This window comes from Rhodopila sp. (assembly GCF_965276935.1).
Classification (GTDB): Bacteria; Pseudomonadota; Alphaproteobacteria; order Acetobacterales; family Acetobacteraceae; genus Rhodopila.
In genome coordinates this window covers 979695-999547 of sequence record NZ_CBDIBS010000002.1, presented here as the reverse complement: position 1 = coordinate 999547, position 19853 = coordinate 979695, and the positions used below count along the sequence as shown (strand labels likewise).

Here is a 19853-nt window from a genome sequence, read left to right as displayed (position 1 = left end):
GAACCCGTCGCGCATGGACGGCTTCAGCGGTGTGCACCAGAGGATCTAGACCGATGCAGAGATTGGCTCGAACCTGGCTGTTGACCGCCGGCGTTCTGATGACGGCAGCCGCCACCCTGTTGACCCCGACACCCTCCCAGGCCGGAGGGCATGGCGGCGGCGGGTATGGAGGTGGCTCCGGATACCACGGCGGCGGCTATGGTGGGCATGGGTATGGTGGCGGCTATGGGGGGTATCACGGCGGCTACGGTGGATATCGTGGCTACGGTGGGTATGGGTATCGCGGCGGCTACCAGTTTGGCTATGGTTATGGCTACGGCCGACCGGGGTTCTATCCCGGATATTATGGCTTTCGAGGCGGCTTTGGTCCCTATGGATTTTATCCTGGATACTACGGCTATCCGCCATACGTCCCGTACGCCTATGCTCCGTCTGTGTATATCGCGCCGCCCGTTGTGCTGGTGCCGCGGTAGGCGCGGCCGGTTCGGCCTGCCGCGGGCGGCGGACGCCGGGCCGCCTGGCCGCAGTCCCCTGGACCTGCTGCTTTGTTCGCGGTCCGTGGACGACGGTTGACGGAATGAAGCGTTGATTGCCGGCTCATTCAGACGATGCGAAACGCTCGCCTGGGTTCGCGTTGAACAAGCCCTCCGTGCGGTTGCATGCCATTGGACATGGCGGGATGATGTGCCCTTGAGAAGGGGAAGCGGATCATGAACAAGCTTGCGGGGAAAGTCGCGATTGTCACCGGCGCCAGCCGTGGCATCGGCCAGCAGATCGCTGAACTGTTTGCCTCGGAAGGCGCGAGAGTGGTTTGTGCAGCGCGGACCATGAATGAAGGCGAGCACCGCATGTTGGAAGGTTCGCTCGCCCGAACCGTGGATCTCATCCGGCAGCAGGGTGGGGAGGCAACGGCGGTGATTGCCGACGTTTCCGCCGAACCTGATTGCCTCGCGCTGGTGGAGGCCGCGCGTCAGGCGTATGGGCCGATCGATATCCTGGTGAACAACGCCGCGCTGAATTACTACCTGCCGACCGAGAGCTATCCGACCAATCGCTGGGTTCGCTGCTTCGCGGTGAACGTGCACTCGCCGTTCATTCTGTCGAAGGCGGTGCTGACGGACATGATCCCGCGCCGGTCCGGGGCGATCGTGAACATCAGTTCGGGGGCGGCTATCGGGCCGGGCCGGGGGCCGTATGCGGACCAGGCAGTTCGCGGCGGCGTGATGTACGGCGCCACCAAGGCAGCGCTTGAGCGCTTCACCCAGGGATTGGCGCAGGAAGTGGCGCAGTATGAAAAGATCAGTGTTGCCGCCGTTTCACCATCCCAGGTGGTGCCGACGCCCGGCACTATCCACCACAAGCTGGTGACCGGGATGGACGACCCGAAGGGCGAGCCTCCGATGCTGATGGCGCGTGCGGCGCTGCTGCTGGCAAGCGAACCAGCCGCCAAGGTGAATGGCCGCGTGACCTATAGTCAGCAGATTTTGAAGGAGTTTGGCTGGATTGAATCGGCAACGGGCCGGGGCGTCACCTCGCGGGGGTCGGGCTACTCGGAAGCATGAGCCGACGAATCGATTGAGCGGCTTGGCCGGTTGAGGTCAAGTCTCGTGCGGGACGGAGAGCGCCGTGTCAGGCGCAACAATCCGATCACCGCACGTTCTACTTGGCCGATGCGATACCGTAGCGGTTATCAGCCGCCGCCGACCACCGCGGGTTCTCCGCTCGCCACCGATCGCAGTACCGCCTCGAACACCGCGACCCCGTGCAGGATCTGGGTCAGCGGCGTTGGAAACGGCTGCTTGGCGGCAATGCTGGCGGCGAAGGCTTCCAGTTCGGCACGCAGCATGCTGAAGCCCGGGGTTTCGGTGACGACCGGTGCGCCTGAGGCCGGCATCAGCCGGAACGTGTCCATTGGATGCCCCAGCACCTCCGCGAAGGCGTCCGTGCCGTAGATGGCCATGCGATAGTGCGGGGTTGCCGCGGTCGAGCAGACGATATGCCCCGATGCACCGTTTTCGAACCGCAGCAGGATGTCGGTGGTGTCGTCGCTATGTGGCGCTGCTCGCCTGGCGACCTGGGCGTAGACCTGACGGATCGGACCGAACAGGTCGATCATGCCGTCCACCAGATGCACGCCGATCGCGGTCATCGCGCCAGCCGGCGACTCATCGGGTTGCGCGCGCCAGCTATCCGCTGTCAGGCCGAGCCCGTGCCGCGCCGTCTGCTCCGCGCTGATCGTCACCAAGGTGCCAAAGCGGCCATCCGCCACGGCTGTTCGCAGCAGGCCCATCGACGGATGGAAACGCCGGTTGAACCCTACCGCGAGAACAATCCCGGCCTGCTCCGCCGCCGCAATGGCCTGCGTTGCGTCGGCGACCGACAGGGAGAACGGCTTCTCCACGAACACATGTTTTCCCGCGTGCGCGGTCCGCACCACCTGCTCGATGTGCTGGCGGTGCGGCGTGGCGAAGACGACGGCGTCGATGCCCGGGTCTTGCAGGATCCGGTCCAGCGAGCCGACCCAGGTCAGGCCGGCATCGGCGCAGAAGGCCCCGACGGTGTCCGGCGTGCGGGTGTGGGCGGTGGTAAAGCGGATGGCGTCGCTGTCGCGGACGCTGTTGACCAGATTCTGACCCCACCAGCCAAGGCCAACGATCGCCGCACGTAGCATCTTGTGTCTCCTTTTCCTCAGCCGCCGACTTCCGCCAGGAACGCTTCATGGAAGCCGAGCATCGCGCGGGTTCGTTGATCGGCCAGCGTTTGGCCGGTGGTGGTCTGGAAGGCGTCCGCCACCTTGAACAGCTTGGCGCCAAAATGGTCCAGTGCGAAGCGTTGGTCGTCCAGCGGCCGGGTCGAAGCGGCCGGATCATCCGGACTGTATAGCGCCGAACCCATCCGGCCGGCGACATAGAAGCAGCGGGCGATGCCGATGGCGCCGATCGCGTCCAGCCGGTCGGCGTCCTGCAGAATGCGCGCCTCGATCGTCGACGGGGTAATGCCGGCGCTGAAGCTGTGCGCCTCGATCGCATGCGCCAGACGGTCGGTGCGATCCGCGTTCCATCCCAGGCGGCCGACGATATCGCGCGCCCGGCCGGCGGCGAGGCGGGAGGCGCGGGACCGGTCAGGGGCGTTCTTTTCCACCGCCACGCAATCGTGCAGTATGACCGCCGCCGCCAGTATCGCCTGGTCGCACCCCGGCTCCCCTGGAGCAATTTCCCCTAGGACAACTTCCCCTGCGGCAATCGCCTTCGCGTTCCGCCAGACCCGCAGCAGGTGCGAGCGGTCATGCGATCCATCGTTTCCGCCTGGCCCCAGTTCGGCCAACAGCCGCTCCGCCAGTCCCGCCTGATCACCAAACTCGCTTGTTCGCATAACCCCTCCAACGGAGACCGCAGCATGCCGACCCGCCGCCGCATCCTGCAAGCCAGCGTGGCGTTGGCGCTGCCGTCGATCGCGCGCGGGGAGGATTTACAGGTGCTGAAGGTCGTGCCGCAAGCCGACCTGGCCTCCCTCGATCCGGTCTGGACCACGTCCTACCAGACCCGCGACCATGGTTTCCTGGTGTTCGACACGCTGTTCGGCGTGGATTCCCGGTTTCAGGCGTCACCGCAGATGGCCGAAGGCGCGGTCAGCGAGGCGGATGGCAGGCTCTGGCGGATCACGCTGCGTGACGGGTTGCGCTTTCATGACGGCAGCAAGGTTCTGGCCCGAGACGCCGCCGCATCGGTGCGGCGCTGGGGCGCGCGGGACGGGTTCGGCCAGGCGCTGCTGGCTGCCTGCGATGAGGTTGCGGCAGCGGACGACCGCACCCTGGTGTTCCGGCTGAAGCGGCCATTTTCCCTGCTGCCGGACGCGCTGGGAAAAGCCTCGCCCAGCCTGTGCCCGATCATGCCGGAGCGGCTGGCGGCGACCGACCCGTTCACCCAGGTGACGGAGATGGTCGGCAGCGGGCCGTATCGCTACAAGCCCGACGAACGCGTTGCCGGTTCGTTGGTCGTCTACGAGCGCAACACCGACTACATACCCCGCTCCGGCGGCACGGCCGATGGCACCGCCGGTCCGAAGGTCGCGCATTTCGACCGGGTGGAATGGCACATCATCCCCGATCCGCAGACGGTCGCCGCCGCGATCCAGCAGGGCGAGGTCGACTGGTGGCTCAGTCCCGACGCCGACCTGTTGCCGGTGCTGCGCCGCCAGCCTGACGTGACGGTGGAAACCGTCTGGCCGACCGGATTCGTCGCGACGATGCGCTTCAACCAGCTTCATCCGCCGTTCGACAATCCGGCGATCAGGCGGGCGATTATCGGCGCGGTGTCCCAGGCGGATTACATGATCGGCATGGTCGGCACCGATCCGTCGCTGTGGCGCGACCGCGTCGGCTATTTCTGCCCTGGCACGCCAATGGCCAGCACCGCGGGAATGGCGGCGCTGACCGGCCCGCGCGATCTGGGTGCGGTCCGCGCCGAACTCGCAAAGGCCGGCTACGCGGGTGAGACGGTGGTGATCCTGACGCCGACCGACATCGCCTCGGCCCGCGCCCTGGCGGACATCACGGCGGACATGCTGCGCCAGATCGGCATGAACGTGGGGGCGCCGGCGATGGACTGGGCGACGCTGGTGCAGCGGCGGGTGAAGACCGAGCCGGTCGGGCAGGGCGGCTGGAGCCTGTTTCACACAAGCTGGTCCGGCCTGGACATGGTCAATCCAGCCGGCCATGTCTTCCTGCGTGGCAACGGCCGAAAGGCGGCGCCCGGCTGGCCGGACAGCCCCAGGATCGAGGCACTGCGCGACGACTGGTTCGCCGCTCCCACCCCGGAGGCGCAACAGATGATCGCCAGGCAGCTCCAGCTTCAGGCATTCATCGATGTGCCCTATATCCCCTTGGGTCAATATTTCGCGCCGAGCGCCTACCGGGCGAACCTGACCGGCGTCCTGAAGGGCAATCCGGTGTTCTGGAACCTGAGGCGAACATGAAGGAAACCGGGCCATGAGCGATTTCGAGCTTGTCTGGGACGCGCGCTGCGAGGTGGCCGAGTCGCCTGTCTGGGACGCGGCGAACCAGCGGGTGCTGTTCTGCGATATAGACGGCAAGCGGATCAACGCGCTGGCGGTGGATACCGGCGAACGCGAGAGCTGGGAATTCGCCGAGGTCGTCGGTAGTTTTGGCCTGTGCCGCTCCGGCAGGCTGGTGGTCGCCCAGCGCCATCACGTCGTGCTGTTCGATCCGCGCACGGGGGCGCACCACGATTTGACGCCGAAGGTGGCGGAACCGTCGGTCAACCGGCTCAACGACGGGAAGGTAGGGCCGGATGGCGCATTCTGGGTCGGCAGCCTGGATGGAAATTCGCCGCGGCAGAACACCGCCACGCTGTACCGGGTCACCGCCGATGGTCACATCACGGCGCAGGAAAGTGGCTACATGAACTCCAACGGACTTGCCTGGTCGCCGGACGGGCGCATTATGTACCACTCGGATTCCACCGCCGGCATGATCGAGGCGTGGGATTTCGATCCCGTCAGCGGCGGCCGGAACAACCATCGCGTGCTGGCGACGCTGACCAATCCGGAGGGGCGACCGGATGGCGCGGCCACCGACATGGACGGCAACTACTGGTCGGCGGCGCCTTCCGCTGGGTGCCTGAATTGCTTCAGCCCGGCCGGTCAGCTTCTGCGCAAGTGGCCGTTCCCGGTGCCGGGGCCGACAATGCCGTGCTTCGCCAAGGACTGGCTGTACGTGACATCCTTGCGCGACGGCAAATCCGACGCGGTCCTGACGGAGTTTCCGACGTTGGGCGGGCTGTTCCGCGCTACGGCGCCGGTGCAAGGCGCGCCGGTCGGATTGTTCGCGGCATAAAGCGCGACTGGTTCAGGTTGACCCAGGAGTCGCGCTTTAATACCGACGGCCCGTTGACCCACAGCGGGTCAACGGGCCATCGGTATCTTATTGATTTCGCGCGCGGCCGCCCCACCAACCCCACGCGCATACCAGTCGGCTCTTCAGGCCGCTGGTATCACTCATTGTTTGATCGCGTGATTCACGCCTTCTGACCGGATCAGCCTCAGGCGATCACGCTAAGGCCGATAAGCCGGCGGCGGTGGCGGATAGTCACGGGACTGCTGGCGAGGCGCCGGCCGTTCCGGCGTCGTGGCCGCGCCGCCGGCCGCGCCAATCGCGCCGCCCAGCAAGCCGCCGGTAAGTGCGCCGCCTCCGCCACCGGCCAAGCCGCCGATCGCGGCGCCCGCACCGCCGCCGAGCGCGCCGCCGCCCAACGCACGCTGGCCGGGGCTATACGGGTCGGAACACGCGGCGAGCGACATCGACAGGCCGATCACCAAGGCGCAGGGAGTCATCAGACGTTTCACAGCGAAAAATCCTCGTCATGCCATCGATCCGATAGATGGGACATCTGATGGCGTCGTGGCAGCGGCCTTACGCCAGTGTGATCGGGGCAAGCCGGTCAGAAAATCGCGCGCGGCGGCGCCCTTTGGTCAGGAGATCGCGCGCAGCGATGGACGCTCCGGCTGGGTGTCGGCCCGTGCCAGATGCGTCAGGAACAGCGTGCAGAAGCGATGCGCGTTGTTGGTGCAAACGTTTTTGTGCAAGCTGCGCCAGCGCTCGCGCCGCTCCGCCAAGTCCATCGACAGGCCGTGATGCATGGCCTCGGCGATCTCGTCGGCATCATAGGGATTGACGATCAGCGCCTCGGGCAATTCGTCCGCCGCGCCGGCGAAGCGCGACAGGATCAGCACGCCTGGATCGTCCGGGTCCTGTGCGGCGACATATTCCTTGGCGACCAGGTTCATGCCGTCGCGCAGAGGGGTCACGATGGCCAGGCGCGCCAGGCGGAAAAATCCAGCTAGTGTGTCGCGTTTCACCGCACGGGTCATGTAGCGCAAGGGGGTCCAGTCAAATTCGGAATACTTGCCGTTGGTTTCGCCGACAATCCGGTCAAGCTCGCGTCGCAGGCGTTGATAGGCGCCTAGATCCTCCCTGGAACGGGCCGCCACCTGCAGGACACTGATCTGCTTGCGGTGCTGCGGGTAATTGGCGAAGAAACGCCCGATGGCGACGAAGCGGTTGCTGAGACCCTTGGAGTAGTCCAGCCGGTCCACGCCGATCGCCAGCGCCTTGTCGCCCAGGCTGTCGCGCAGCATCCGCGCGTCGTTGCCGCGTGACGCCTTGACCGCCTGTTCCGAGAACGCATCGGCGTCGATGCCGACCGGATCGATGATGGCGCGCACCGGACGGCCGGACCAGACGAAGCGGCCGTCTGAATCGGGATGCACCCCCAGGCCTTGCGCGACGCAGTCGAGAAACGCCCGACGGTAGCCTCGGGTGTGGAAGCCCACGACATCGTAGCGACACAGGTTGGCCAGCAGGTCGGGCGCGCGCGGCAAGGCATAGAATACCTCGGGTGGAACGAAGGGGGTGTGCAGGAAAAAGCCGATACGGTTGGTCACGCCCAAGGCGCGAAGTTCTGCGGCCATCGGGATCAGGTGATAGTCATGCACCCAGATCAGGTCGTCCGGGCGCAGCAACGGCACCAGCGCCGCGGCGAACTGTCGATTGACTGCGCGGTAGCCGGCATAATCCTCGACGTGAAAATCCAGCAGGCCGAGGCGGAAATGCAGCAGCGGCCACAGGGCGCCGTTGGCGAAATTGACATAGAAGCTGTTGTAATCAGCCTCCGACAGATCGACTGTCGCATAGGTGATCGAATCGGCGCGCTGGATATGGGTTGTTCCGCCGCCTCGGGCGGATCGGCGGCCGCTCCAGCCGAACCACAACGATCCGGGCTGCAGTGCGTCCGCCAGTGCGACGGCCAGTCCACCGGCCTTGGCACCCCGTTCCGAGGGCAGTGGTACACGGTTCGAAACGACCACCAGCCGTGACATCCGTTAGCATCCTCCCTATCAATGGTCCTGGGCCTATGCCAGGACGATTAACGCAAGCAAGGCAGCTCAGGTGGCGACGCCGCGATAACTTCGCCGTGATGACGAGGGATCTCTGCAACGCCGCCCCGAAAAAGCCAAACCCCGCGCGCATCTTGGCGTTCAAACAGAACGGGAGCAGTCACCCCATGCGTATAGCCCAGATCGCGCCACTTAGCGAAGCCGTTCCGCCACGCACCTATGGCGGAACCGAGCGGGTGGTGTCGTACCTGACGGAAGAACTCGTCGCGATGGGGCACGAGGTGACACTGTTCGCCAGCGGCGACTCAGTGACGGCGGCGAAACTGGAAGCGGTCTGGCCCTGTGCCCTGCGTTTCGACAGTACCCTGCGGGATGCAATGGCGCCGCAGATGCTGCTGATGGAGACCGTCTATCAGCAGGCGCATGAGTTCGACGTGCTGCACTGCCATTTGGACTACTGGCCGTTCTCGCTGTTCAGCCGCCAGCCGACGCCGTTCATCACCACGTTGCACGGGCGGCTCGACCTGCTCGAACACAGCCGGATCTATCGGTGTTTCGAGGATGTGCCGCTGGTGTCGATTTCCGACGCGCAGCGGCGGCCGATGCCGAACGGGAACTTCGTCGGCACGGTCTACCATGGCCTGCCACCAGACCTGCTGACGCCTCGGCCGCTGCGGCGCGACTATCTGGCCTTCCTCGGCCGCATCTGTCCGGAAAAGTCGCCCGATCGGGCGATCCGGATCGCGCGCGCGGCCGGCATCAAGCTGAAAATCGCCGCCAAGGTGGACCGCGCCGACAAGGATTACTTCGAAACGACCATCCGGCCGCTGATCGACGGTGACCAGATCGAGATGATCGGGGAAATTGGCGACGCCGAGAAACCCGCCTTCCTGAGCGGCGCCAAGGCGTTGCTGCTGCCGATCGATTGGCCCGAACCGTTTGGCCTGGTGATGATCGAGGCGATGGCCTGCGGCACCCCGACCATTGCCTTCCCGGCCGGATCGGTTCCTGAACTGATCGACGACGGTGTCACCGGGTTCATCGTCAATGATGAAGCCGCCGCGGTTGCCGCGTTGTCGCATCTGGACCGGTTTTCCACCGCCGCCATCCGCGCCCGCTTCGAGCAGCGGTTTACCGCCCGCCGCATGGCGGAAGACTATGTCGCGCAGTATCGGCGCCTGGCGGTCCGCGCACGGCCGGCGCTGCGCCTGGTGACCTGATCCCGGACTCTGGTTCCCGAGGAACCCTTGGGGCTGGTCAACCCGATGGCGTTCCGCTTGACTGCGGAACCAAATCGGGGGGCGATGGATGGACCAGGGGCAGGACTACGACTTCATTGTTGTCGGCGCCGGTTCGGCGGGTTGCGTCCTGGCGAACCGGCTGTCCGCCGATCCCGCCACGCGCGTCCTGCTGCTGGAAGCCGGCGGCAAGGACACCGATCCATGGATCCACATCCCGGCCGGGTTCTATCGCAACGTCTACAACCCGAAGGTCGCCTGGTACTTCGAAACCGAGCCGGTGCCGGAGTTGCACAACCGGCGCATCGCCTGGCCGCGCGGCAAGGTGCTGGGTGGCTCATCCTCGATCAACGGGCTGATCTACATCCGCGGCCAGCGCCAGGATTTTGATCTGTGGCGGCAGCTCGGCAATGCCGGCTGGTCCTACGACGACGTGCTGCCGTATTTCCGCAAGGCCGAGGACCAGGAGAAGGGCGCCAACACCTGGCATGGCGAAGGCGGCCCGCTCGGCGTTTCCGACCTGAAGACCGACCACCCGCTGCACGACGCCTTCATCGCCGGCGCGCAGGAGGCCGGCTATCCCTACAACCCCGACTTCAACGGCAACGAGCAGGAGGGCGTCGGCCCGCTGCAATTGACCGTCAGGGGGCGGCGGCGGTGCTCCGCCGCGGTTGGCTACCTCAATCCGGTGAAGGCGCGGTCCAACCTGACGATCGAAATCCGGGCGCTGACCCGCAAGGTGCTGCTGGACGGCCGGCGCGCCGTTGGCATTGAATACAGCCAGAACGGCGCGCTGCGGCGGGCCACGGCGCGCCGGGAGGTGCTGCTGTGCGGCGGTGCCATCAACTCGCCGCAGATCCTCCAGTTGTCCGGCATCGGGCCGGGCGACCTGTTGCAATCGCTGGGGATCGAGGTCAAGCACGCGCTTCCCGGCGTCGGGGAGAACCTGCAGGACCATATCGGCGGACGCATCATCAGCCGCTGCGTCGACGGCACCGTGACGATGAACGAGATCTACCACAACTGGCTGCGCCGCCTGTATGCGGGCGCCGAGTGGATTCTGGCGCGCAAGGGCCCGCTGATGACCGGCGCTGGCCCGATCGGGCTGTTTGTCAAGACTAGGCCGGAGCTGGACAGCCCGGACGTGCAATACCAGTTCCTCGCCGGCAGCGCGCCGAAGGTGGGCGAGCCAATGCACAAGTTTCCGGGCTGCACCCTGGTGGCGATTCCCTGCCGGCCGGAAAGCCGCGGCTGGCTGCGCATCACCTCCACCGATCCGGACAAGCCGCCGGCGATGCAGCCGAACTACCTGTCCACGCAGGCCGATCGCGACACCATCATCGCCGGCCTGCGGGTGACGCGGAAGATCTTCGCCACACCGACGATGCAGCGCCTGGTGCGGGAGGAAGTCTATCCGGGACCTCAGGCGCGGACGGACGAGGACCTGCTGGAGCATGTCCGCGCCACCGCCGGCACCACCTTCCATCAGACCAGCACCTGCATGATGGGGCCGGGACCGAGGGCGGTGGTAGACGAGCAACTGAAGGTAAAGGGTCTGGACGGGCTGCGGGTGATCGATGCCTCGGTGATGCCCACGGTGGTGTCCGGCAACACCAATGCGACCGTCATCATGATCGCGGAGAAGGGGGCGGACATGATCCGGCAAGCCGCATGAGCAGCCTGGAGCAGACGTTCGCCGGCAAGATCGCCTTGGTCACCGGGGCGGGAAAGAACATCGGACGCACGATCGCACTGGATCTGGCGCTGCGCGGTGCGTCGGTCATCGTCAACGGGCGCAGTGACCGGGCGGCGGTGGACGCGGTGGTGGGCGAGATCAACGCCGCCGGCGGTCAGGCGATTGGTTATCTGGCCGACGTCAGCGACCAGCCGGCGACGGAACGCATGGTCGCGGACGCGGTCGCCGCATTCGGCGGCATCGACATCGCGGTGAGCAACGCCGGCCTGCGGCGGCAGACGCCGTTCCTTCAGATGGGCTTGGCTGAATGGCGGGAAATCCTGTCGGTTGCCCTGGATGGCGCGTTCATCCTGGCACGAGCGGTGGTGCCGCATATGATCCGGCGCGGCGGCGGCGCGATCGTTGCGCTGTCGGGTATCTCCACCCATGTCGGCACGCCCAGCCGCTGTCATGTGTCGGCGTCAAAGGCGGGGCTGGAAGGCTTGATGCGGGCCTTGGCGGTGGAGCTCGGACCTTTGGGCATCACCTGCAATTCCGTCGCGCCCGGGGCGGTGGACACGGTGCGCGGCGCCTCGGCGGGGGTATTGCCGAGCGGTCTGACGGAGCGGGGGGTGCCGCTGGGGCGGAAGGCAAGGGTGGAGGAGATTTCAGCCGCGGTGCGGTTCCTGGCGGGGCCGGACGGGCGCTACATCACCGGCCAGACCTTGCATGTGAATGGCGGGGTCTTTCTGGCCTGACAAGGTTCGGCTTGATCGAGGGGTTCAGGCATTGGCGTTGGTCTGCAAGTCAATTTGCAGGGTTTGACTTAGCGCGGCTTCCAAGACGATCGGAACTTTCCGATGTGGCTTTGAGGGTTGCAACCTTTACCAAGCACTTGCTGTTGGCCGTAGCTCCCGCCGGCGCGTCGCACGTCGCTTCCTGAAGACACAGGCGCAGCGACCTCAGGCTGCTGCGCACGCGGCTTTTCACGGTGCCGAGCGGCACTTGCAGTCGCTCCGCGAGGTTGGCGTATGTAAGGTCCTCGACAAAGACCAGGGTCAGCAGCCTGTGTCGGTCGGCGCCAAGCTTGCTGATGCAGTCCCGCACTATCGCCAGTTCCTGTTTGGCCGTGAGTTGTTCGAGCGCGTCCAGGGCGTTATCCGTCTGCTCCGGGACGTCATCCATCAGCCGTTCGTGGACGTTGCGGCGGACGATGTCGATCGCGCGGTAGCGAACCAGGCTGGCCAGCCATGCCTTCGGATTGCCCCGCCCGCCGTCAAACCGGCTGGCGTGGCGCCACACCTGCAGAAATGCGTCCTGAGTGGCGTCGGCGGCCAGTAACTCACATCGTGTTATGCGCAGCGCCACGGAGTTCAGGCGCGGCGCCTCCAGATCATGGATGCGGTGGAACGCGCGCCGATCGCCTGCGGCGACGCGCCGGATCAATCGCACCAGCTCATCGGCGTCTTCTTCGTGCTTCATGGTGGGATTGAGGGCTTGTGGACGTTGATAATTCTGCAAGCGGCTCTCCGGTTTCTTGCTCGTGGTTGGCACGACCGTGAACCCTGCAGCGCAGTTGAAAATGTCAGGATGCTTCGAGCAGGCGAACTAGATATGTCTTTGCGCAAGACGTCAAGATAAGGTCAAAATACCACCGTATGTGGGAGATCAGTCGAAGTGAAGATCCTTTTCAAAATGAAGCAGCCAGTTGATGCTCATCTTCTCTGATATTTCCATCGTCTGGTTACGATGGATATATGTGTAATGAAAGGTTTTTTCGATACGACAAAAACCAGATAATGACTTGCGTTTTGCTAACTTTAGCCCGCGTCGGAACGGCCGCTCCTGCTGGCCGGACGCGGCTTTATCCGCCTCCGCTTCAACCAGCCGGCCACGCGCGCGGCAAATTTTTCAGCTGTAGGCGCAAGGAGCGGCTCAACCTGAAGTCAATGCGACATGGGCACTTGACGATCGGTTCGTTGGCGCCCGGCGGGACCGCTTCGTGACGTGTGGGCGTCAGGGTTGATCAAACGCGGGCGAGCAGGCGGACGCAATGTCGACCGCATTGGCGGAAGGCGTGGTCGCCCCTCGCGTCAATCGTCCGCACAACCGCCGGAAAACGTGAACAGCCGGAGACATCCGCCTTCCCAAGCCGCGACGTATCGCGGGGGCAGTCACTGACGGACTTCCGCTTCTGATGTCATCGAATCGACTACTGCTTCTTCGGCGACGGAATGCGTGGGCCGCGTGGTTCGTCGTCGTAACCGGCATCGGCCTTTTCCCCGTGCAGGCATCCGCCCACGTGAAATGGTTCTCCCCGATCGCCCATGCGACCGAAGCGCCAATTGCCTTGACGCGTGTCCTGACACCGACCTTCGGTCTTGTCTGCGGCGGCTTCCTGTTGATGATCTTTCTGGGATTCGTGGCGGACGGGGAGGTCGCCAGGCGCTGGCCTCGACTGGCCTCCAGCGGGCCATTGCACGCCGATCTCGAGGAGAAACTGATCCGTCTCGCCACCGGCGCGTTTTTCCTGCTGCTCTGGGACAACGGAGCGAAGGTGGCGTGGGGGCATGGAAGTGCCATCCTGACGCCTGAACTGGTGGCCACGAATGGGTGGATGGGACCGTTGCAGGCCGCCATCGCCGTGTCGGTCGCCTGGCGCCGCGGCTGTCTTTTCGCCGCGGCTGGAATCTGCGTTCTCTATGGTTATGCAATCGCATTGTTCGGCATCTTCCACATGACCGACTATGTGTTTTTCCCGACGCTCGCCGCGTATCTGGCGATCAGCGCAATTCGCGGACGGCGTGCGCTTGCGCTGCTCGTGCCGCTTGTGTCGGGTGGGCTCGCCTTCGGCCTGATGTGGACCGCGGTGGAAAAATTCGTCTATCCGCAATGGACGCTCTATATCGTCGCCGAACACCCCGACCTGGCATTCGGCTTTCCTTGGCCGTTTGCCGTCACGGTGGCAGGCTTCGTGGAGTTCACGCTGGCCTTCCACGTGATGACCGGCCGCGGACTGGTTCGCTTCAGCGCCGCCGCCTATGCCGCCATCTTCCTTGCCGCGATCCCCGAGTTTGGCCATCTGGATGCGGTTGGCCACATCCTGATTGTCGGCATCCTGGCCGTGGTGTGTCTACGCGGTGCATCGCCGTTGCAGCGCCTGCTGGGAGTGGTGGAGCGGACGCCTTTGGCCAACGCGGCGGCGATCTCGGCGATCTACCTGGTGTCGCTGGCCGGGTTCATCGCGATGTACTACGGGCTGCACTGGATGGAATTCGGCTGAGACAGCGGGAAAGTAAGCCTCGCCGTCCGATGTCCGGTGCGGGCATCGTCGCCACCTGGCGCTTGTCATCCGGCGACGGGCATGGTCCAAGGCCCCGGATCAAGCGCTGGTGAGGCCCATTATGACCAATTCGTTGCCTGATCCCGCCGACACGCCCGAGCGCATCCTGATCCTGGATTTTGGCAGTCAGGTTACCCAGTTGATCGCCCGCCGCCTGCGCGAAACCGGCATCTATTGCGAGATCTGGCCGTTCAGTGCCGCCTCCGACCGCATCGCCGCGTGGCAGCCACGCGGCATCATCCTGTCCGGCGGCCCTGGTTCGGTGCATGAGACGGCCGCGCCGCTGGCCCCCATGGTGGTCTTCAATCTGGGCGTTCCCGTCCTTGGCATCTGCTATGGCGAACAGCTGCTGTGCCAGCAGCTCGGCGGCGCCGTTGAGCCGCACCACCATCGGGAGTTCGGCCGCGCCCATGTCGACGTAGCGGACGACTGCGCGTTGTTCGAGGGGGTGTGGGCCAAGGGCAGCCGCAAGCAGGTGTGGATGAGCCACGGCGATCGGGTCACCCGCCTGCCGCCAGATTTCCGCGTCATCGGCACCAGTGAAGGCGCGCCGTTCGCGGCCATCGCCGATGAGGCTCGTCAATTCTATGGCGTGCAGTTCCACCTGGAGGTCGTGCACACACCCGATGGCGCCCAGCTTCTGCGCAATTTCACCCATCGCATCGCCGGCCTGTCCGGCAGTTGGACCATGGCCGGCTTTCGCGCCACGGAGATCGCCCGGATCCGCGCGCAGGTCGGCTCGGGGCGGGTGATCTGCGGGCTGTCGGGCGGTGTTGATTCGTCCGTCGCCGCCGTGCTGATCCATGAGGCGATCGGCGACCAGTTGACCTGCATCTTCGTCGACCACGGCCTGCTGCGGCAGAACGAGGCGGAGCAGGTGGTCAAAACATTCCGGGATCGGTTCAACATCAGGCTGGTGCATCGCGATGCCGCCGATCTGTTCCTCGCGGCACTCGAGGGCGTGACCGATCCCGAAACCAAGCGAAAGACCATCGGGCGCCTGTTCATCGAGGTGTTCGACGAAGAGGCTGTCCGCATTGGCGGCGCCGACTTCCTGGCACAGGGCACGCTGTATCCGGATGTGATCGAAAGCGTCAGCTTCACCGGCGGCCCATCCGTTACGATCAAGTCACATCATAACGTCGGCGGCCTGCCGGACCGGATGCGCATGAAGCTGGTTGAACCGCTGCGCGAACTGTTCAAGGACGAGGTTCGCGAGCTTGGCCGCGAGCTTGCCATGCCCGAGGCGATCGTCGGGCGCCATCCGTTTCCTGGCCCAGGTCTGGCGATCCGCATACCGGGGGCGGTGACGCGGGAGAAGGCCGACCTGCTACGCCGGGCGGATGCGATCTATCTGCAGGAGATCCGTGCCGCCGGCCTGTATGACCTGATCTGGCAGGCTTTTGCTGTCCTGCTGCCGGTTCGTACTGTTGGCGTCATGGGTGACGGCCGCACCTATGATATGGCCTGCGCCCTGCGCGCCGTCACCAGCACGGATGGCATGACAGCGGATGTCTATCCTTTCGAAATGACATTCCTGACCCGTGTCGCCGGGCGGATCGTCAACGAAGTGCGAGGGATCAATCGGGTGACCTACGACATTACCAGCAAGCCGCCTGGAACGATTGAGTGGGAATGATCCGACGTCTTGCGTGACGCATCGCGAAGATCGCCCATGTAAGCCAACGCATTGTCACCATTTGACGTCGTCCGCAAATCCGCGCGGGACTTGTCGGACATTTGTCCCGCGGCCGCATCCAGCAGCGCCCGTTGCCGCGAGCGCCAACCGAGCGCCGGACCACCCAGCACCGCCTCTGCTGCGTCGTATGTGTGCTGGTGCAGTCCGAACAAGAACATGCGGTCATCGCGCGGCAGGTCTATACTGTCTGTGATGTTTACCGGAGCCGCGCAGTCATCGCCGATCGAGCTGTCAAAGCCGACGAAGCGGCTCAGGTCGGCCAGCGTATCACCTGGCCGGGCGATGATGTCGTCGACGAACAGGACTTTGATATTCGTGAAGAACCGGCGCCAGGTTTCTAGCACGGACACATAGTCGCAGCGCCGCAACGTGGCCGCGCTGCAAAATGCAGCGGTGCGCTGGGCAAACGAGAAGTTCAAGGGATGCTCGCCGGTGTAGGTCAGGTCGTATTTCAGGTTCGACCATGACCGATCGACAGGATCGCGGACAGACAGGATGATCTTGACATCCGGCCCGAGGATGTCCCTCACCCGGGCAACGGCTTCCGCAGGCAACTCGGCGTAATCGGGTGAGTTATCTACTCGGAAGCGCTTGGTGTCCTCGAAAAGGCCGCGATAGTGCTGAAGGCTTCTGGTCGGCCCTTGCCAATACAGATCCCCCGCTTCGCCAAGGACCGCATCACGAAGATCACTGCCAGGCCGGTTCGGCGAGTCGAAATGGCCACTGAAGAAAGCCAGCTCCTTGAAGGTTCTGGCCTGCACATCGGGATGCTTGCGGAGCTGCTTCCACAGCCATGTCGTGGCGGTGCGCTGCATGCCGATGCCGAGTATGTTGGGCAAGTTCCCGCGCGCGCCGATGTCGCGCCAGACGCCGGCGGACGTTCGCGGCGGGATGGTCAGCGGCGCCACTGTCGCTGCACGCAGCGCCGCGGCATCCCTTGTCATGAGCGGCGGAAACTCTCCGTCGGGGCAGGACCTTGCGGCGGCGGCGGGGTCTCCCACACGCCAGGCCCAGACGCACTGCAGCAAGGCCGCGTAGCTGCGACCGACATCCGGCAAGGTCAGCAGTATTTCAACGGCCTCGACAACCTCATCTTCCAGCAGAAGCGACACCGAGCACCGCCCCGTCAGGTAGACGGTGTACGGCGTCATCTGGTCGAGTGCCAGCCGTCGCAGCAGTTCGCGGGCTGAGCGCCAATCCTGCGATTCAAACCAATGTTCAGCCAGGCGAAGTACAAGGTCGTTGCGGCCACGCCGCACCAGGCCACGCAGGAAGTCCTCGGCGAGGAAGCCTTGTCCACTTGTTCGATAATGGTCAGCCAGCTTGATCAGGAAAGCGGCCGAGCGATGCTCAAGGGACCGCTGGCGCATCATGACGGGCGCTGTCTGCCGAGGACTGGTCTGCACCTGCAGCACGTCGGCAAGCGCGATGATCACCTGATCGTCGTCGCAGCCAAGTTCCAGGGCATGCCAGCCGGCGGCGGCGGCCAGATCAGCGGAATGGGCCTGCGCGAGCAGATAGATCGTGCACGCGATCGCACCAGGATCGGCAATCGACAACCGCTTGCCGACAAACGTCATGACCTCGGCCGGGAGCGTCGTCGCAACTTTTGCCTGGAGCCAGGCGACGGCTGCCGCGAAGTCGGTAGCCGCCAGAGCGCAGGCATGATGCAGAAGGGCCGACAAATCGCCGCAAGGTGCTCGATCCGACGCCTCAGCCAAGTTCGATTCCAAGATTGAGCTCACGGCAGCCCTGAAGCAGAAATGCAACCTGATCGGACGGGCAGAGCAGATGGTTCCAACCGTCCGCATGATGGCGGACCGACAAGCACTGACGAAGCGCGGCAGGCGTGATCACGAAGTCGAGGTAACTCCTCTCGAACAGCAGTTCGTTGATGCGGTCGACGCGTGATTCGCCGAGGACCTCGATGGTAATGAAGGGCCGGTTGCGGGCGATCGTGTCACGAGCGCCTTCGATCACCGCGTACTCATGCCCTTCCACATCAATCTTGATGATCGAGATCCTGCCGCCTTCCAGCCGGTTCGCCCAGCCGTCCATCGTCTCGGTGATGATGACCTGCTTTCGATACGTTCCAACCTGTTGAGCGTGCTCAAGCTCCAGCGATGAACTCGTGGTAATGAGGCCATGGTCGTTAATGGTTTCGTAGAAGTCGAATGTTCCCGCGGTATTCGACAGCCCCAACTGATAGACGTTGATCCGGTTGGCAAGATGTTGATTAAGCGCGACGTTGGCTCGAAGAGCCTTGTTGACGTTTTCAAGCGGTTCAAAGGCGCAGACCTTGATCGCCGGGTTGGCGGCGGCAGCCAACAGGGTAAACAGGCCGGTGTTCGCACCGACGTCGAGCATGAACCCGCTTGACGAACGCACCAGCCACGCCATCAGGTCCGGTAAAGGCGCCTCGTAAGATGAAAGTCCGTGTTCACGCACTAAACCGGCAATGTAGTCGAGGTGAGCACTATCCCCCAACCTGAACGCGATTGGTCTTGTGGTCAGGGATGCCGTGAAGGCTTCTGTAGCGGAGTCCATGATTGCGCTTTCGACGATGGGCGCAATCTAATAAATCCGTATGACAGCCCAGGCAACAGACCAAGTCGCCGTTTTTATATGGCTTTGATACCTTGCGTCGGTCACCGAGCAACTCTCATGGCAATGCTCACGCCGCCTTTTGCCGCCCGATTTTCGCGAGGCCAACAGGCTCCGTCACCTATTGTTGAACCGTTCGCGCAACTATAGCGGGCGTAAACAACCCACTGATCAAGCCGAGAAATTTGCCGATTTGACTGGTGCGGGCATTGGCAATGTAGATCAGATCCTTGTCGCGCATGGCAAATCGTTGCGCAAGAAAGTAACTGTTCGTGTTCATCATATCGAGGTGGTAGATGATCGGCACCCGCGGTGCGTCGCTGACGACCCCGACCTGACGTGCGATCGACGGCGGCTCGTAGCGAAACAGGAAGACGGCGTTTGGATCAGCGCGCTCATCAAGTGGACCGCCGGCCCGGGCGAGCGCCTCGGCGAGGCTGACCCGGTCGGCGGTAAACGGCAACTCCGCCACTTTTGTTGCTCCCATCAGCGTAAAGCTGCGCGGGCGGTAGATCAACTGCACCCGATCCTGCGGCCGCATCGGCACATTGAGAGCCATATCCTGCTGCACCTGCTCCAGCGATGCCTCGGTCATCCTGCCGTGGCGTATCAGGTCCACGACCATGTCCTGCGGCGGATGGGTGGGGCCGCCGGACAGCGCGATCGCGTCGAGCAGGTGCTCACGTGCGAGCGTGAGAGGCACGGGTCCCGGCTTGTGCACCTCGCCCGAGACGACGATGGTGTTGAAGACGTTGCGCCTGATCTCCACCACGACCTGCGGGTCTTGCGAGTGGCTGCGCAGGCCGCTGACAAGTTCGTCCTGCAGTTCGGTTGCGGTGCGCCCGGCGGCGCGGACGCGGCCGACGTAGGGAAAGCTGATAAAGCCGTTGAGGCCGACCTCGATGGGCGGCAGGTTTTCGCGTGTGGCGCTGGTGGAGATGCCGGCCGAACCAGGCTGTGCCTGGGCCGCCGCGGCGCCGGTTCCAGCGAACAGGCCGCTGCCGATCTCGAAGACCGAGATGGACAGCACGTCGCCCGGGCCAATCTCGTCCACCCGCCCCGGCGCGCTCATCGCACCGATCGTTGCAAACTCGCTGCCGTTATCACGCGCGAGTGCTGCTGTCGTGTTGGCATCGACATCCACGATGCGGAAGCCAAGCTGATTGGCCTCGGTCCGCGCGCTCTTGAGGATGTCGCGCTCCTCCGGCCCGCTTGCAGGTAACGCGGCACAACCCGCAAGTGCGAGTGCGCTGAGCAGGGTCAGCCAAGGCAGTGCCCGCCGCGGTAGATGGTCCATATCATGCGATCCTGAAAGTCACCTGCTTGTAGCCTCTCGATGCGGAGTCGCCACTAACCTGCATCCTGAAAATGACGTGACCC

Annotated in this window: 17 protein-coding genes; 9 read left to right on the top strand and 8 right to left on the bottom strand. The window is 64.4% G+C overall.

All coding sequences use genetic code 11. The annotated features are described in order from the left end of the window. Positions 1-53: 53 nt before the first annotated feature. Positions 54-473, top strand: coding sequence for a hypothetical protein (locus tag ACQY4S_RS07615; RefSeq protein ID WP_428484579.1), 420 nt, complete (start codon positions 54-56; stop codon positions 471-473). A gap of 237 nt (positions 474-710) precedes the next feature. After that, a complete protein-coding gene (locus tag ACQY4S_RS07610) occupies positions 711-1562 on the top strand; it encodes an SDR family NAD(P)-dependent oxidoreductase (protein WP_428484578.1) in 852 nt (283 codons plus the stop codon). Positions 1563-1690: 128 nt separating this feature from the next. Here ACQY4S_RS07610 and ACQY4S_RS07605 read toward each other — a convergent pair whose 3' ends face one another. Continuing rightward, positions 1691-2671 carry a Gfo/Idh/MocA family protein gene (locus tag ACQY4S_RS07605; RefSeq protein ID WP_428484577.1) on the bottom strand — a complete coding sequence of 327 codons (981 nt, stop codon included), beginning with the start codon at positions 2669-2671 and terminating at the stop codon, positions 1691-1693. A gap of 17 nt (positions 2672-2688) precedes the next feature. Then, complete coding sequence (locus ACQY4S_RS07600; RefSeq protein WP_428484576.1) at positions 2689-3372, bottom strand: HD domain-containing protein; 684 nt, start codon at positions 3370-3372, stop codon at positions 2689-2691. 24 nt (positions 3373-3396) lie between these two features. Here ACQY4S_RS07600 and ACQY4S_RS07595 point away from each other — a divergent pair, with 24 nt between their 5' ends. Continuing rightward, positions 3397-4974, top strand: a complete 1578-nt coding sequence (locus ACQY4S_RS07595) for an ABC transporter substrate-binding protein (protein ID WP_428484575.1) — start codon at positions 3397-3399, stop codon at positions 4972-4974. A 13-nt stretch (positions 4975-4987) separates the two neighbouring features. Continuing rightward, positions 4988-5854 carry an SMP-30/gluconolactonase/LRE family protein gene (locus ACQY4S_RS07590; protein ID WP_428484574.1) on the top strand — a complete coding sequence of 289 codons (867 nt, stop codon included), beginning with the start codon at positions 4988-4990 and terminating at the stop codon, positions 5852-5854. A 218-nt stretch (positions 5855-6072) separates the two neighbouring features. Here the strand turns inward: ACQY4S_RS07590 and ACQY4S_RS07585 are convergent, their stop codons facing one another. Next, entirely contained in the window at positions 6073-6363 is a 291-nt protein-coding gene (locus ACQY4S_RS07585; RefSeq protein WP_428484573.1) for a hypothetical protein, read from the bottom strand. 126 nt (positions 6364-6489) lie between these two features. Then, positions 6490-7896 (bottom strand): alpha,alpha-trehalose-phosphate synthase (UDP-forming), encoded by a 1407-nt coding sequence (locus tag ACQY4S_RS07580; protein WP_428484572.1) that lies wholly within the window; start codon positions 7894-7896, stop codon positions 6490-6492. A 185-nt stretch (positions 7897-8081) separates the two neighbouring features. Between ACQY4S_RS07580 and ACQY4S_RS07575 the strand changes: the two genes are divergently transcribed. The 3 genes from ACQY4S_RS07575 to ACQY4S_RS07565 all read left to right on the top strand — a co-directional run bounded on the left by ACQY4S_RS07575 (position 8082) and on the right by ACQY4S_RS07565 (position 11585). Continuing rightward, positions 8082-9134 (top strand): glycosyltransferase family 4 protein, encoded by a 1053-nt coding sequence (locus tag ACQY4S_RS07575; RefSeq protein ID WP_428484571.1) that lies wholly within the window; start codon positions 8082-8084, stop codon positions 9132-9134. Positions 9135-9222: 88 nt separating this feature from the next. Further along, positions 9223-10827 carry a GMC family oxidoreductase gene (locus ACQY4S_RS07570; RefSeq protein ID WP_428484570.1) on the top strand — a complete coding sequence of 535 codons (1605 nt, stop codon included), beginning with the start codon at positions 9223-9225 and terminating at the stop codon, positions 10825-10827. After that, positions 10824-11585, top strand: a complete 762-nt coding sequence (locus tag ACQY4S_RS07565; protein ID WP_428484569.1) for an SDR family NAD(P)-dependent oxidoreductase — start codon at positions 10824-10826, stop codon at positions 11583-11585. Before ACQY4S_RS07570 ends, ACQY4S_RS07565 begins: the two co-directional genes overlap by 4 nt. Before the next feature lie 49 nt (positions 11586-11634). Here ACQY4S_RS07565 and ACQY4S_RS07560 read toward each other — a convergent pair whose 3' ends face one another. Continuing rightward, positions 11635-12348, bottom strand: a complete 714-nt coding sequence (locus ACQY4S_RS07560; RefSeq protein WP_428484568.1) for an RNA polymerase sigma factor — start codon at positions 12346-12348, stop codon at positions 11635-11637. A 781-nt stretch (positions 12349-13129) separates the two neighbouring features. Here ACQY4S_RS07560 and ACQY4S_RS07555 point away from each other — a divergent pair. Further along, entirely contained in the window at positions 13130-14110 is a 981-nt protein-coding gene (locus ACQY4S_RS07555; protein ID WP_428484567.1) for a hypothetical protein, read from the top strand. A 121-nt stretch (positions 14111-14231) separates the two neighbouring features. After that, on the top strand, positions 14232-15809 hold the full coding sequence (gene guaA / locus ACQY4S_RS07550) for a glutamine-hydrolyzing GMP synthase (RefSeq protein WP_428484566.1): 1578 nt from the start codon (positions 14232-14234) through the stop codon (positions 15807-15809). Here guaA and ACQY4S_RS07545 read toward each other — a convergent pair. From ACQY4S_RS07545 to ACQY4S_RS07535, 3 genes are all read right to left on the bottom strand, one after another. Further along, positions 15764-17590 carry a sulfotransferase gene (locus ACQY4S_RS07545; protein ID WP_428484565.1) on the bottom strand — a complete coding sequence of 609 codons (1827 nt, stop codon included), beginning with the start codon at positions 17588-17590 and terminating at the stop codon, positions 15764-15766. The two genes, guaA and ACQY4S_RS07545, sit on opposite strands and share 46 nt — an antisense overlap. Then, complete coding sequence (locus ACQY4S_RS07540) at positions 17583-18416, bottom strand: FkbM family methyltransferase (RefSeq protein WP_428484564.1); 834 nt, start codon at positions 18414-18416, stop codon at positions 17583-17585. The genes ACQY4S_RS07545 and ACQY4S_RS07540 overlap by 8 nt, the downstream gene beginning before the upstream one ends. A gap of 178 nt (positions 18417-18594) precedes the next feature. Then, positions 18595-19770, bottom strand: coding sequence for a polysaccharide biosynthesis/export family protein (locus tag ACQY4S_RS07535; RefSeq protein ID WP_428484563.1), 1176 nt, complete (start codon positions 19768-19770; stop codon positions 18595-18597). Positions 19771-19853: the final 83 nt, after the last annotated feature.